At 75.5% G+C, this 13,775-nt stretch carries 16 protein-coding genes; 13 read left to right on the forward strand and 3 right to left on the reverse strand.

From position 1 onward, the window contains the following. Window positions 1–1,713 carry a copper resistance protein CopC gene (locus tag HKK73_RS01250; RefSeq protein WP_171467252.1) on the forward strand — a complete coding sequence of 571 codons (1,713 nt, stop codon included), beginning with the start codon at window positions 1–3 and terminating at the stop codon, window positions 1,711–1,713. Next, a complete protein-coding gene (locus HKK73_RS01255) occupies window positions 1,710–2,327 on the forward strand; it encodes a DUF1775 domain-containing protein (RefSeq protein ID WP_085386807.1) in 618 nt (205 codons plus the stop codon). Before HKK73_RS01250 ends, HKK73_RS01255 begins: the two co-directional genes overlap by 4 nt. 27 nt (window positions 2,328–2,354) lie before the next feature. Here HKK73_RS01255 and HKK73_RS01260 read toward each other — a convergent pair whose 3' ends face one another. Next, a complete protein-coding gene (locus tag HKK73_RS01260; RefSeq protein ID WP_171467253.1) occupies window positions 2,355–4,286 on the reverse strand; it encodes a sigma-70 family RNA polymerase sigma factor in 1,932 nt (643 codons plus the stop codon). A gap of 353 nt (window positions 4,287–4,639) precedes the next feature. Continuing rightward, window positions 4,640–5,836, reverse strand: a complete 1,197-nt coding sequence (locus HKK73_RS01265; protein ID WP_171467254.1) for a GTP-binding protein — start codon at window positions 5,834–5,836, stop codon at window positions 4,640–4,642. 173 nt (window positions 5,837–6,009) lie between these two features. Here HKK73_RS01265 and rpmB point away from each other — a divergent pair, with 173 nt between their 5' ends. The 7 genes from rpmB (at window position 6,010) to HKK73_RS01300 (ending at window position 9,127) form a co-directional block, all read left to right on the forward strand. Beyond that, window positions 6,010–6,246, forward strand: a complete 237-nt coding sequence (gene rpmB, locus HKK73_RS01270; RefSeq protein ID WP_021483267.1) for a 50S ribosomal protein L28 — start codon at window positions 6,010–6,012, stop codon at window positions 6,244–6,246. Then, window positions 6,246–6,413 (forward strand): 50S ribosomal protein L33, encoded by a 168-nt coding sequence (rpmG, locus tag HKK73_RS01275; protein WP_021483268.1) that lies wholly within the window; start codon window positions 6,246–6,248, stop codon window positions 6,411–6,413. Before rpmB ends, rpmG begins: the two co-directional genes overlap by 1 nt. After that, window positions 6,413–6,718 (forward strand): 30S ribosomal protein S14, encoded by a 306-nt coding sequence (rpsN, locus tag HKK73_RS01280; RefSeq protein ID WP_171467255.1) that lies wholly within the window; start codon window positions 6,413–6,415, stop codon window positions 6,716–6,718. Before rpmG ends, rpsN begins: the two co-directional genes overlap by 1 nt. A gap of 47 nt (window positions 6,719–6,765) precedes the next feature. Further along, complete coding sequence (locus HKK73_RS01285) at window positions 6,766–7,065, forward strand: type B 50S ribosomal protein L31 (protein ID WP_021483270.1); 300 nt, start codon at window positions 6,766–6,768, stop codon at window positions 7,063–7,065. Beyond that, a complete protein-coding gene (ykgO, locus tag HKK73_RS01290; protein ID WP_021483271.1) occupies window positions 7,062–7,184 on the forward strand; it encodes a type B 50S ribosomal protein L36 in 123 nt (40 codons plus the stop codon). Before HKK73_RS01285 ends, ykgO begins: the two co-directional genes overlap by 4 nt. 61 nt (window positions 7,185–7,245) lie before the next feature. Continuing rightward, a complete protein-coding gene (gene aztD, locus HKK73_RS01295) occupies window positions 7,246–8,691 on the forward strand; it encodes a zinc metallochaperone AztD (RefSeq protein WP_253705735.1) in 1,446 nt (481 codons plus the stop codon). A gap of 154 nt (window positions 8,692–8,845) precedes the next feature. Further along, window positions 8,846–9,127: an HU family DNA-binding protein gene (locus tag HKK73_RS01300; RefSeq protein WP_021482680.1), complete on the forward strand. Its 282-nt coding sequence runs from the start codon at window positions 8,846–8,848 to the stop codon at window positions 9,125–9,127. Window positions 9,128–9,315: 188 nt separating this feature from the next. Here HKK73_RS01300 and HKK73_RS01305 read toward each other — a convergent pair whose 3' ends face one another. Beyond that, entirely contained in the window at window positions 9,316–9,687 is a 372-nt protein-coding gene (locus HKK73_RS01305) for a hypothetical protein (RefSeq protein WP_021482679.1), read from the reverse strand. 167 nt (window positions 9,688–9,854) lie between these two features. On the opposite strand from HKK73_RS01305, the gene rpmF reads away from it, so the two are divergent. The 4 genes from rpmF to HKK73_RS01325 all read left to right on the forward strand — a co-directional run bounded on the left by rpmF (window position 9,855) and on the right by HKK73_RS01325 (window position 13,757). Further along, entirely contained in the window at window positions 9,855–10,025 is a 171-nt protein-coding gene (rpmF, locus tag HKK73_RS01310) for a 50S ribosomal protein L32 (RefSeq protein ID WP_171467257.1), read from the forward strand. Window positions 10,026–10,119: 94 nt separating this feature from the next. Beyond that, on the forward strand, window positions 10,120–11,430 hold the full coding sequence (locus tag HKK73_RS01315; RefSeq protein WP_228485181.1) for a YibE/F family protein: 1,311 nt from the start codon (window positions 10,120–10,122) through the stop codon (window positions 11,428–11,430). A gap of 65 nt (window positions 11,431–11,495) precedes the next feature. Beyond that, a complete protein-coding gene (locus HKK73_RS01320; protein ID WP_216608032.1) occupies window positions 11,496–12,404 on the forward strand; it encodes a ketopantoate reductase family protein in 909 nt (302 codons plus the stop codon). A 717-nt stretch (window positions 12,405–13,121) separates the two neighbouring features. Further along, a complete protein-coding gene (locus HKK73_RS01325) occupies window positions 13,122–13,757 on the forward strand; it encodes a hypothetical protein (RefSeq protein WP_157446525.1) in 636 nt (211 codons plus the stop codon). Window positions 13,758–13,775: the final 18 nt, after the last annotated feature.

The following is a 13,775-nucleotide window of genomic DNA, read 5'->3' on the forward strand; positions in this document are numbered from 1 at the left end:
GTGGGCCGCCCCCTGGCGCTGCGCCGGGCGGTGGCCGTCGTCGTCGGTGCCGCGGCCGCGGTCCTGCTCGCGATCCTCGCGAGCGGCCCGGCCGCGGCCCACGCCGTCCTCGTGGGCACCGACCCGCAGGACGGCACCGTCCTCGACGCGCCGCCCGACGCGCTGACCCTCACCTTCAACGAGCCCGTCCAGGTCGTCCCCGGCGGCACGACCGTCCTCGCGGCCGACGGCACCCCCGTCGACGTGGACGTCGCCGCGGTCGACGACGCGCTCGTCGTCACGCCCGGCACGGTCCTCGGCGACGGCACCTACGTCGTCAGCTGGCGCGTCGTGTCGCTCGACACGCACCCCGTGGCGGGGGCGTTCACGTTCTCCGTCGGCGCGCCGAGCACGACCGCGGTCGAGGCGCGTGTGGCCGAGCCGACGGCGGCGCTCGTCGCCGTCCGGGCGCTCGACCAGGCCGCCGTCTACGCCGGGACGTTCCTCGTCGCGGGGCTCGTCGTGTTCGAGCTCCTCGTGCTGCACGTCTCGCCCGGCGCGGCCCCCGTGCTGCGGCGGCGGCTCCACCGCGTCCGGCGCGGGGCGCTCGGCATCGCGGCCGTCGGGACCGTGCTCGCGGTCCCGCTCACGCCCGCCTGGCAGGCGGGCGGCGGGCTGGGCGCGCTCGCGGACCCGGTGACGTGGGCCGCGGGCCTCGCCTCCGACACCACCGTGGCGGGCGCGCTCGGGCTCGCGGGGCTCGTCGTCGCGACGCTGCTCGCGCCCCGGGCCGCGCGCGAGACCCGGGCCGCCTGGCCTGCGGGCACGGTGCTCGGCGCCGCCGCGCTCGCGCTGGGGTCGCTCGTGCTCGTGGGCCACACGCGGACCTTCGGGCCGCCGTGGCTCGTCGTCACGGCGGACGCGCTGCACGTCGCGGCCGGGGCGGTGTGGCTCGGCGGCGTCGTCGGGCTCGCGCTCGTGCTCGCGCCGTCCGCCCACGTGGACGCCCGCCGCGCGGGCGTGACCGTGGCGCGGTTCTCCGCGCTCGGCGCGTGGGTCGTCCTCGCGCTCGCGGTCACCGGGACCGTCCTCGGGTGGCGCATCCTCGGGACCCTCGACGCGCTCGTCTCGACGACGTACGGCCGGACGCTGCTCGTCAAGGTCGGCGTCGCGCTCGTGCTCGTCGGCATCGCGGCGTGGAACCGGTACCGGCTCGTCCCCGAGGTCGCCGGGCCCGGAGGAGCCGGCGCGGCGGGCGGCACGACCGCGACGACGGCGCGCCGTCGGCTCGGCCGGACCGTCGCGGTCGAGGCCGCGCTGCTCGTGCTCGTGCTCGCCGCGACGGGCGTGCTCGTCTCGCGCAGCCCGGTCGTCCCGACGACGGCGTCCGCGCAGGACGGCGCGGCCTCCGCCGTCGAGGTGGTCGAGGAGCTCGGGGACGGGACGCTCCGCGCGCGCGTCACGCCGGGGCGCGTGGGCGTCAACGCGCTCGAGATCGAGCTGCTCGACGCCGACGGTGCGCCGTTCGAGCCGGTCGCGGTGCCGGAGCTGGCGACGACGCTCGCCGACCCGGCGCTCGGCCCGTTCTCGCGGCCGCTCACGCGCACGGGGCCGGGCGCGTACGAGGCGACGCTCGATCTGCCGATGCCCGGCTCCTGGACGCTCGAGGTGAGCGTGCGGACGTCCAAGTACGAGAACCCGATCGTCCGCATCCCCGTGGAGGTGACCTCATGACCCCCGACCGACGGCCGCCCGGGCCGCACCGCGGCGCGCGCGCCCTCCTCGCCCTGGCCGCCGCCGGGGCGCTCGCCCTGCTCACGACCGCGCCCGCGGCGGCGCACGTGCTCATCGAGACGGTCGAGCCGCGCGGCGACGGCACGTCGCGGCTCACGTTCACGTTCGACCACGGGTGCGACGGCGAGCCCACCGACGCCCTGCGCGTCACCTTGCCCGCGGGCGTCGAGGCGCTGGACGCGGGCCAGCCGGCCGGCTGGACCGCCGAGGTGACGGACGACGCCGTCGCATGGGCCGGGGAGCCCGTGCCCGACGGCGAGCGTGCGGCCTTCACGCTCGACGTCCGCGTGACGGGCGAACCCGGGCAGGCGTTCGTCTTCCCGGCGGTGCAGGAGTGCCCGTCCGGGGCGTCGTACGCGTGGACGGACACCGACCCGGCGGGCGCCCGTCCGGCACCCACGTTCGTCGCGACGGCGGCCTCCCTCGCCCCCGCGCCCGTCGCGGCGGGCGCTTCCCCGACGCCGACCGGCCCGCTCGTCGGGGCGGTCGTGCTCGGGGCGGGCGTCGTCGGCGTCGCGGGAGGGGCGTGGTCCCGCCGGCGCGCGCGGGGGTGACGCCCGCAGCCGTCGCGTGTCCCGCGCTCAGGGGCCCGCGACGGTGAAGCCGACGCTCACGGTCGGCCCGAACCCGGCGGTGTCCGACCACGGCTCGACGAACCGGATCCCGAACGTGTGCGGCCCGGGGGCGAGGCCGCGCACCTGGCGCACCGCGGGCTCGTCGCCGAGCTCGTGGAGGTTGCCGGTCGAGCGCCCGTCGACGAACGCCTCGACGACCAGGCCCGCGGTACCCGCGAAGGTCACGAGGACGGAGAAGCGCGGGTCCTCCCACGGCGCGGTCTCGCGCGCGCCGAGGACCGTCTCGCCGGGGCCCGGCGACAGCACGCGCGGGAGGTCGAACACGTAGGGGCCGAGCGGCGCGGCGGCCGCGGAGACGACGCCGTCGACCTCCTGGACGACGTCGAGCACGTGCTCCCCGGTGGCACCGAGCCCGGTCGGGACGAGCGCCCAGCGGCCGTCGTCGGCGGCGGTCGTCGTGCCGACGACCGTTCCCGTCGCGTCGAGCGCCCGCACGCGCGCCCCGGGCTCCCCGGTGCCGCGCAGGGCGGGGTAGACGGTGAGCGTCCCGGCCGGGGGCGCCTCGTCGACGACGGGTGCCGGAGGCGCCGGTTCCTCGGGCCCGGGCTCTTCGGACGCGGGTTGCTCCGGACCGGGCTGCTCGGGCTCCGGCGGGGCCGGCGCGGCCGGCTCGACCGACGGCGGGGCCGGCTCGGGCGCGGTCTCGCCGGCTCCGGGCGCGTCCTGCCCGTCCGGACGGGAGGCGGGTGGGGCGTCGAGGCCCGCGGCGGGCGGCTCGGGGCGGTCGCCCGCCCCGGCGGGGGCGTCCGGCTCGGTCGCGACCGGCACGTCGTCCGCGCCGTTCTCCGCGGGGTCGCCGTCCGGAAGGACGGGGAGCGGCGCGGCGAGACCGGGAGCGGACGACTGCTGCCCGGCCGCGGCGGCGGGCGGGTCGGCAGCGGACCACGGCCGCGCCACGGCCAGCACGCCGACGACGGCCGCCACGACCACCGCGGCGAGCGCGCCGACCAGGACACCGGGGACCGCGGCTCCCGCCGCGGCGGCTCCGGCCCCGGCGCCGGACGCCGCTCCGCCGACCCCGCCCCCGGTGGTGCCGGTCGTCAGGCCCGTCGTCGTGCCGGGAGCCGGGCCCGTCGGCGTGCCGCGTGCGGCGGTCGTCGCCGCGAGCGTGCCCGTCGCGGCGTCGACGGCGGCCGGGACGCCGAGGACGAGCGGGAGGAGGACGATGCGCAGGCGCGAGGCGACGTCGTCGACCTCCTCCGCGAGGATCGAGCACGACAGGCACCCGGTGAGGTGCTCCTCGACGCGGTCCTGCGCCGCGCGCGACAGCGTCCCGCGCGCGTGGTCGCCCAGGCGCTCGACCGTCCAACGGCACTCGGGGGCCACCGCGTCGCTGCTCACGTGGGCCTGGAGCCACTCGCGGCGCAGGCCCTCGCGGGCGCGGTAGGAGAGCGCGGCGGTCGCGGCCGCCGAGAGCCCGAGCAGCGGCGCCGCCTCGCGCGGCTCCATCCCCTCGACCTCGGTGTACCAGAGCACGGCCTGCCACCGCTCCGGCAGGCGGCGGAACGCGCGGACCGTCACCGAGCGCTCGAGGACCTCGGTCGACAGGTCGCGCGGGTCGACGACCTCGGGCACGTCCTCGACGGGCGTCGGGTCCGGCGTGCGGGCCCAGCTCGCCGCGACGCTGCGCAGCGTCGTGTAGAGGTAGGGCCGGAACGGGCCGGTCGGCCCGTGGCCGGACTGCAGCGCACCGAGCACGCGCAGGTACGCCTCCTGGACGAGGTCGTCCGGGTCGTACGTCGCCGTGAGGCGGCGGGCCGCCGAGCGCCCGGCAGCCGCGTGCCGTTCCCAGAGCACGGCGAACGCCTCCGCGCGGCCCGCGCGCACCGCGTCGGCGAGCTGCTCGTCGCCGAGCTCCGTCAGGTCCTGCGTGTGCACGCCGCTCCCGTCCCGGCCGCCTCCGTCCGGCGGCCCTCAGGGAGGAAGACGCTCTCGGGCCGCGATCATGACGCGGGTCGGGGTGTGACGTGCGCGCGCGGTCGAGCAGCCCGCGTCGTACTGTGATCCACATCACTGGCAACGCGCGTCACGAACGGGCGCCCCGGTGCTCTTGCACTGGTGGGGGACGTCGCCACGACGGGTCACGTGGCGACACACCTGGACCGGTGGCGGTCCGCGACGAGAGCTTCGCTGGGGGGAGCTCTCGCGGCGGATCGCCACCGGTTCTCCCGTCTCCGGGAGGTTCCGTCCCTCCGGCCCGCCCTCGCGTCCCGGCGGCAGCGGCCCCGACCTCAGACGGCGTCCGTGCGCGCGCCGAGCCAGGGCGCGAGGACGTCGGTGCGCCCCAGCCAGCGCAGCCCGCCGTCGGCCAGCTCGTCCGGCGTCGCGAGCACGTCGCGGAACGCGTCGAGGACCCGCTCGCGCACGTCGTCGCCCGGCTCGCCGTCCGGCGGCGTCGCGCCGACGACCACCACGCGCGTGTGCGGCTCGACGGGCCGCCCCTCGGCGGTGGTCGCGTCGTCCCACGTGCCGAGCGTGCCGATGCACAGCTGGCCGCCCGCGCCGTCCCACGCGCACAGCGAGTCCGGGCGGTTCGCGACGTGGAACACCCCGCGCGACCGGACCCGCCCGGTGCCCAGGTCCTCGATGCGACGCAGCAGCCGCTCGGGGTCGAAGGGGCGGGCCGAGCGCAGCTCGACCGTCCAGCTCCGGTCGCCCGCGCGGCGCGCGTGCCGGGGGAGCGGACCCCGCACGCCGAGCGGGTGCGCCCGGCGCTCGCCGGCCACCGGGTCGTGCGTGCGTCCTGCGAGGTCGGCGGCGGCGAGCGCGTGGAGCCCGTCGACCCGGTGCGTCCCGACGCCGCGCAGCCGGTCGACGAGCCCCGCCCCGGTCACGGCGGCGACGGGGTCCCCGGTCGTCACGACGAGGTCGGCGTGCTCGAGCTGCGCGGCGAGCACCTCCCCGACGGCCCGCTGGTCGTCCTCCGTGAGCCCCACCCCGCGCTCGGCGACGAGGTCGTCGTCGAGCAGGTCGTGCTCGAGCGTGTCCACGTCGGCGGCGGCGAGCACGGTCGCGAGGCGCAGCCGCTCGAGCTCGCCGCCGGGGGTGGTCTGCGCGGCGAGCGCGCGCACGACGGGCAGCGACTCGGCCGCCACGGGGAGCGCGAGCACGACGTGGTCCCAGCGCCCGTCGTCCGCGAGCCGCCGCAGCGTCGGGACGGCGTCCTCCCGGACCGCGCACGACAGGCACGCGTGCTCGAGCGGCACGACCTCGTCCTCGACGACGCCGCTCGCGTCGACGACGACCCGGCGCAGCGCGCCCTCGGCGGCTCGGATGTCGTGGCGGAGCGCGACGACGCGCGGTGCCCCGACGACGAGCCCGAACACCGCGCTGTCGCGCAGCACGGGGTCGATGGTCGCGAGGACGCTGAGGGCGACGCGGGTGTCGTCGGGCGCCGGGTGCGGCGAGGGGTGCGACGAGAAGGGCATGAAGCGCTCCGATCCGTGGTCTGGGGCGTCCCGGGAGGCTCTGCGGCCGGCTCGGGAACAACCTGCTCCTGAGAACTGTTCTCGACAGCGGGTCAGCATAGCGTCTTGACGGGAATGATTCTCACTATCTAGTGTCGTCCCCGTCGCCCCGACCGACCCCGAGAGGAACCGCCATGTCCGCCGTCTGCCAGGTGCTCGGCACCGCTCCCGGGTTCGGCCACGCGATCTCGCACTCCCACGTGCGGACCAAGCGTCGCTTCGACCCGAACATCCAGAAGAAGCGCTACTGGGTGCCGTCGCTGGGTCGCCACGTGACCCTGCGCGTCAGCGCCCGGGGCATCAAGACCATCGACCGCCAGGGGATCGACGCCGTCGTGGCGCGGATCCTCGCCCGAGGGGAGAAGCTCTGATGGCTACCCGCACCGACCTCCGTCCCGTGATCAAGCTCCGGTCCACCGCGGGCACCGGGTTCACCTACGTGACCCGCAAGAACCGCCGCAACGACCCCGACCGGATGGTCCTGCGCAAGTTCGACCCCGTCGTCCGCCGCCACGTCGACTTCCGCGAGGAGCGCTGATGGCGAAGCGGTCGAAGATCGCGCGCAACGAGCAGCGGGCGGCCGTCGTCGCCCGCTACGCCGAGCGTCGCGCCGAGCTGAAGCGCGTCGTCGCGTCGCCGTCGTCCTCGCCCGAGGAGAAGGCGGACGCGGTGCGCGAGCTCCAGCGCCAGCCCCGCGACGCGAGCGCCACGCGCACGCGGAACCGCGACGTCGTCGACGGCCGCCCGCGCGGCTACCTGAGGAAGTTCGGACTCTCGCGCGTCCGCCTGCGCCAGCAGGCGCACCGCGGCGAGCTGCCCGGAGTCACGAAGTCGAGCTGGTGACCGCCGCCCCGAGCGGCGGCCGGCCCTGGCTCAGCAAGGAGACCACCATGAAGAAGGACATCCACCCCGTCTACGGGCCCGTCGTCTACCGCGACAAGTCCGCCGACTTCTCGTTCCTGACCCGCTCGACCCTCGCGGGCGACCACCCGCAGGGCCCGGGCGTCCCGCGCGAGACCGTGACGTGGACGGACGGGAACACCTACCCGGTCGTCGACGTCGAGATCTCGAGCGCGAGCCACCCGTTCTACACGGGCACGCAGCGCGTCGTGGACACCGCCGGGCGCGTCGAGAAGTTCCGCCAGCGCTACGGCGCCCGCGGCGGCGCGCAGGGCGGGGGCGCGCGATGAAGGTCCGCGCCTCGCTCCGCTCGCTCAAGGACAAGCCCGGGGCGAAGGTCGTGCGCCGGCACGGCAAGACCTTCGTCCTCAACAAGGCCAACCCGCGCTGGAAGGCCCGTCAGGGCTGACCCGCGCACCACCACCACCGGAGAGGAGCGGCCGCCCGGGGGTCCGGGCGGCCGACCACGCATGCACCACACCGCACCCGACCCGACCGACGCCGCTGCCGATCCCGCCCGGGTGACGGCCCCTCCCGGCGCCCGTGCCCGACGCCGCCCGCTCGCCCTCGCGCTCGGCCTCGCCCTCCCGCTCACGCTCGTCGCGGCGTGCGCGCAGGGCGCGGGCTCCGAGAGCGAGCAGGGCGACGCGGCGGAGCCCGCGCCGTCGGCCACGTCCGACGTGAGCGAGGCCGCCGCGCTCACCCCCCGCCTCGCGATCACCTACGACGGCGGCGTCCAGGTCCTCGACGCGACGACGCTCGAGGTCGTCGACGACCTCGAGCTCGACGGCTTCAACCGCCTCAACCCCGCGGGCGACGGGCGGCACCTGCTCGTCTCGACGTCCGGCGGGTTCCAGGTGCTCGACGCCGGCACCTGGGCCGAGCCGCACGGCGACCACGCCCACTACTACACGGCCGACCCGGTCCTCACGGACGTGACGTACGCGGCCGAGAAGCCGGGCCACGTCGTCGTGCACGACGGCCGCACCGCGCTCTTCGACGACGGCACGGGCGAGATCACCGTGCTCGACTCGGCCACGGTGGCCGACCCGCACGGCATCGACGACGCGCGCACCCTGACCACCCCCGCGGCGCACCACGGCGTCGCGGTCGAGCTGTCCGACGGCTCGCTCGTCGTCTCCGAGGGCACCGAGGACGCGCGCACCGGCGTCCGGCTCCTCGACGCCGCGGGCGACGAGGTCGCGGCGAACGACCAGTGCCCCGGCGTGCACGGGGAGGCCGTCGCCGCGGGCGAGGCCGTCGTCATCGGCTGCGAGGACGGCGTGCTCGTCGTCGCGGGCGGCGCGATCACCAAGGTCGCCGCCCCGGACGCCTACGGGCGCATCGGCAACCAGGCGGGCAGCGAGGCGTCGCCCGTCGTGCTCGGCGACTACAAGTCCGACCCCGACGCGGAGCTCGAGCGGCCCACGCGCGTCTCCCTCGTGGACACGCGCGACGCGAGCCTGCGCCTCGTCGACCTGCCCGCGAGCTACACCTTCCGCTCGCTCGGGCGGGGCGACGCAGGCGAGGCGCTCGTGCTCGGCACCGACGGGTCGCTGCACGTCATCGACCCGGAGTCGGGCACGGTCGTGCGGTCCGTCCCCGTCGTCGACGCGTGGGAGGAGCCCGAGGAGTGGCAGGAGCCGCGGCCGACGCTGTTCGTCCAGGACGGCATCGCCTACGTCACGGACCCGGCCGGTCGCGCGATCCACGCGGTCGACTACGTGGGCGGCGAGGTGTGGAAGAGCGCGGAGCTCGACGTCGTCCCGAACGAGCTCAACGGGGTCACCGGCAAGCCGGCCACCGCGGGGGGTCACGAGGCCGACGAGCACGCCCACGAGGACGGCGACCGCGGTCACGACGAGCCCGCGCACGACGAGCACGAGGGCCACGACCACGAGCACGAGGACGGCTGAGCGAGGACACGCGACGACGAGAGTCGCGAGAAGTCGCGCGAAACTCCGCGTGTTCCCTAGTGTTGTCCCCGGTGCACGGCCCCGCGGCTGGCACACTGAGACCGTGACGACGGGTGGTGACCACCGCGCGTCGTGAACCGAAGAAGGGATTCGCATGTCGCTCAACAAGTCCGAGCTCGTCTCGGCCATCGCCAGCAAGGCCGACCTGTCGAAGGCGGACGCCGAGAAGGCTCTCAACGCCTTCCAGGAGGTGCTCATCGAGTCGCTGGGCAAGGGCGAGGCCGTCAAGGTCACGGGCCTCCTGTCCGTCGAGCGCGTCGAGCGTGCCGCCCGCACGGGCCGCAACCCCCGTACGGGCGAGGAGATCTCGATCCCGGCCGGTTACGGTGTGAAGATCAGCGCCGGCAGCCTGCTCAAGAAGGCCGTCGCCAAGTGACGTCCCGCTGACCGGCCGTCGCCGGCCCGGTCAGCAGCACGAAGGCCCGGACCCCCGTGAGGGGATCCGGGCCTTCGTGCGTCGCACCCCCGGCGCCGAGCACGGGGTTGACGTCGTCATCGGCGTGATGGCGCCACCAACGACGTGCTCGACCGCGAGGAGGCTCGTGATCGGCGACCTGCGCGTTCTCAGGCGTGCACGACGTTCGCGAGGATGCCGTGCTGCGTGAGGCGCGTGCCGATCGCCTGGTCGACCTCGCCGAACGCCTTGTTCGAGCGCGCGACGCCGACGGCGCCGGCCATCGCGCCGTGCCCGGTCGGGCGGTCGATGCGCGCGACGAGCTGGTCGCCGTGGACCATGAAGTCGACCGTGAAGACGAGGTGCTGGGCCTTGCCGGCGAACGCGCCGAGCCAGAACGTCTTCTGCTTGCTGCCGCGCTCGGCGGCCCACTGGCCCGTGGGGCGCGTGGTCACCGTGAAGCCCTGCTCCTGGAGCGCGGCGTGCAGGTGCTGCTTGGCGACCTCCGGGTCACCGGAGAGGAAGTAGTCGACCGTGGCCATGAGGGCTCCTCGTGCGTCGTGGTGGCGGGTGCGGCGGTCGCGCCGGGTCGTGGCAGGGCGCGCGGCCCCGGGGATGCTACCGCCGGGCCGGACCGACGGCCCGACTGTCTTGAGAATCGTTCTCACGAACCGGTAGGCTGGGCGCTCGCCCACCGGAAGGACCCCTCATGGCCGTGCCCAAGCGCAAGCTCTCCCGCTCGAACACCCGCGCCCGTCGCTCGCAGTGGAAGGCGCAGGTGCCCGAGCTCGTGACCGTCGTCGTCGACGGCCGCGAGGTCACCCTCCCGCGCCGCCTCGTCGCGGGCGTGCGCCGCGGCCGCGTGACGCTCCCCGAGTGAGCCGGCGGGGGCCCCGGACGGCCCGGCCCGCGCGATCGGTGCCCGACGGCGCGTGCCGCCGGGCGTCGTCGGGCCGCCGTGGCAGCATCCTCGCGTGAGCGCACCGACCCCTCCCGAGACGCCCGGGCGCGGCGAGCGCCGCACGCGGTCCCGGCGGGTGCCCGACGTCCTGGCGCGCGGCACCGCGCGCACCCCGGCCCACGCCCACGCCCACGCGCACGGCCCGGCCGCGCCCGCGACCCGGCGCGTGCGGGTCACGCTCGCCGCGCTCCTGGTGCCCGCGCTGCTCGTCACGCTCGCCGGGCTCGTCGCGCTGTGGCCCGCCGCGGCGGACGTGCCCGCACGCATCCCCGTCGCCGCGGAGGGCAGCACCGTCCTGCGCGCGACCGTCACCGGGCCGGTCGACGAGGCGACGAGCGAGGTGCCCGCCCGGCTCGACGCGGGCTCCCGCGCGGGCGGCGAGGACGTGGGCGGCGACGCGATCACCGTCAACGCGCCGCCCGAGTACGTCGCCTACGGGTTCGACGAGGGCGACCGCCTGCGCGTCCTGTACATCGCCGAGGCCGCGGGCGCGGGCGGCACGCCCTACGTCTTCATGGACTTCGAGCGCGGGCTGCCCATCGGCGTCCTCGCGGTCGCGTACGCCGTCGTGGTGCTCGCCGTCGCACGGTGGCGGGGCCTCGCGGCGCTCGCGGGGCTCGCGGGGGCGTTCGTCGTCATCACGTCGTTCACGCTGCCCGCGCTCCTCACCGGGCAGAACGCGCTGGGCGTCGCGCTCGTGACGTCGTCGCTCGTCATGTTCGTCGTGCTGTACGTCGCGCACGGGTTCACCGCGCGGACGTCGACGGCGCTGCTCGGCACCCTCGTCGGCCTGGTGCTCACGGCCGTGCTGGGCTGGTGGGGGTCGGGGGCGGCCAACATCACGGGCCTCACGTCGGAGGAGTCCCTGTGGATCCCGCAGTACGCGCCCGAGCTCTCGATCCGCGGGGTCGTGCTGTGCGGGATCGTGCTCGCCGGCATGGGCGTGCTCAACGACGTGACGATCACGCAGGCGTCCGCGGTGTGGGAGCTGCGCGCCGTCGCGCCGCTCGCGACCCGGCGCGAGCTGTACGCGCGCGCGATGCGCATCGGGCGCGACCACATCGCCTCGACCGTCTACACGATCGCGTTCGCGTACGTCGGCGCCGCGCTGCCGCTCCTCATGGCGGTCTACCTCTCCGACCAGAACCTCGCGACCAGCCTCACGTCGGGCGAGATCGCGGAGGAGGTCGTGCGCACCCTCGTCGGCTCGATCGGGCTCGTCCTCGCGATCCCCATCACCACGGGGATCGCGGCGCTCACCGTGCCCGGCGCCGGCTCGGCGCGGTCGGTCCCCGTGGGTAGGGTCGAGGTCCCCGCGACCTGACGGCGGGCGCGCCCGCTCGCGCGGGCACGACCGGGGCGACCCGGCGGCACGACGAGAGGACGACGGTGACGGAGACGACGGACGGTCTGAGCGGCCGGGACGTGGCGGTGCTCGGGCCGGGCGGGGTCGGCGGGCTGGTCGGCGCGCTGCTCGTCCGGTCGGGCGCGCGGGTGACGTTCCTCGCGGGCGAGACGACGGCAGCCACCCTCACGGAGCGCGGCATCCACGTGCGCAGCCGCCAGGTGGGCGACCTCCATGTCCCGGCGCCCGCGGCCACGCGCCTCGACGCCCCGGTCGACGTCGTCGTGGTGGCGGTCAAGCAGACCGCGCTCGACGACGCGCTCGACCGCGTGCCGCCGGAGGTGCTCGGCGACGGGGTGCTCGTCCCGATGCTCAACGGCCTCGACCACCTCGACGCGCTGCGCGCGCGGTACGGCACCGCGCGCGTGCTCCCCGCGACGGTCCGCGTCGAGTCCACGCGCGTCGCGCCGGGCGAGATCGAGCACACGAGCGCGTTCGTCGAGGTCGACGTCGCGCCGGGTGGGGTGGCCCCGGAGCGGGTCGAGGCCGTGCGCGCGCTCCTCGACGGGGCGGGCATCCCCACCACCGTGCACGACGACGAGACGGCGCTGATGTGGGCGAAGCTCGGCTTCCTCGCGCCGTTCGCGCTGCTCACGACGGCGCACCGCGCCCCGATCGGCGAGGTGCGGACCACGCACCGGGCCGAGCTCGAGGCGCTCGTCCGCGAGGTCGCCGCCGTCGCGGCGGCGAGCGGCGCGCCGTCGGATCCCGAGCGCACCCTGCGGTTCTACGACCGTTTCGGGCCCGACGCGAAGTCCTCGATGCTGCGCGACGCCGAGGCGGGCAGGCCGCTCGAGACCGACGCGATCGGCGGCGCGATCGTGCGCGCCGCCGACCGCGCGGGGGTCGACGCGCCTCTGACGCGCGCGCTCGTCGAGCGACTCGGGGGCTGAGCGCGGCCGTCGTGAGGTCTCCCGGCGCGCGGGCTCATCCCGCGGCCGGGCCGGGCGCCGCGACGGCTGCTCGGCGGCGCGGCTCGCGTGCTTCCCCGCCGCCACGTGTCCTGACGCTGTCGCGAGATCCCACAGGTCCGTTCCAGTACCCGCCCGGCTGCACGACGGTGACCGAGACCCCGAATTGCCCGCCTCCATCGCGAGCGCCTCCCCCATCCTTTCGAGCGCGAACTTGCTCGCGCTGTACAGACCCGTGCTCGGGAAGCCGGCTAGCTGTACCCGGCCAGGACATTGGTTACCGCCGGCTGGTCGGGTACAGCTAGCGCGGCGATGCTCGACATCTGGAGCACGTGGCCCGAGCCCTGGCGCCGCAGGTGCGGCAGCACCGCCCGGCTACCCCACTGTCGTCCGGGGCATCTACCGCGCCGAGCTGCTGACGAAGGTCGATATCGCCGCCCGTGCAGGCAGCACCCGCCGCTCGCTCGACGCTTTAATCAACTCACGAGTGGTGCCCGCGTAAGGGAGTTCCCGGATCTATATCCCCGGATGAACCGCTGCGCTGCGTGAGCGTCTGACGAAAGCCCCAATCACGCGCGCGCGGATTGCGCGAAGTGCTGGGGGCGGGGGCCGAGTTGGAGACCACAGTATCTACGGCAGGATGCCAGGCGCGGAGGGGGGGCGCAGGGGTTCTCCTCTTTCAAGCAGGAGGCAACTGTTATGAAGCGAAGCGCCCGCGCGGCGAGCGCCGTTGTGATCGCGGCGATACTGACGGCGCTCGGCGTGGTTCCCGCGGTCGGAGTACCGGGTGGGACCCACGTTGGCGGCGAGTTCGTCGAAGCCCCTCTCCTGGCTCAGAACGGGGACGAATCGTGGGATGTCGACTGGGATCGCCTGTCGACCGAACCTGTCCCCTATGTCGAGGCCGACTCTCCCCAGGAGGCGATCGAGATCTTCGACAGCCTCGAGTCGAACGAGGGTCTCGCGAGGACGTCCGCCGCGTCGGTCAACTATGGGCCGTGCAAGTTGCACCCGTCTGTCGTCTACTTCCGCACCTCGTCGAACAAGGGCGCAGTCGGGTTCAAGCCGTACACGAAGTGCAGCAACAACGTGACCTCCATCCACCACGAGAGCACGCTTCGGTACGAGTACTTTGGGCTCTGGCTTGTCGCGCTCAACAAGACTGGCGGCAACCGCGGCGTCATGAACTACACCCAGAAGAACATCGAGTACTACTGCCTCGGCAACATCGACACCGACTTCGGCGGCACGACTCTCGGCACGATCGTCTACCTTGGTAGGACGTACTACGCGCGTGTGTATACCCCCCGCGTCGAGCTGGGCTGCACCGTTTAGCGAGGACGTGTCGACCAT

Origin of the sequence: Cellulosimicrobium sp. 72-3, assembly GCF_013127315.1 — a bacterium.
In the GTDB taxonomy this organism is placed as follows: Bacteria; Actinomycetota; Actinomycetes; order Actinomycetales; family Cellulomonadaceae; genus Cellulosimicrobium; species Cellulosimicrobium funkei.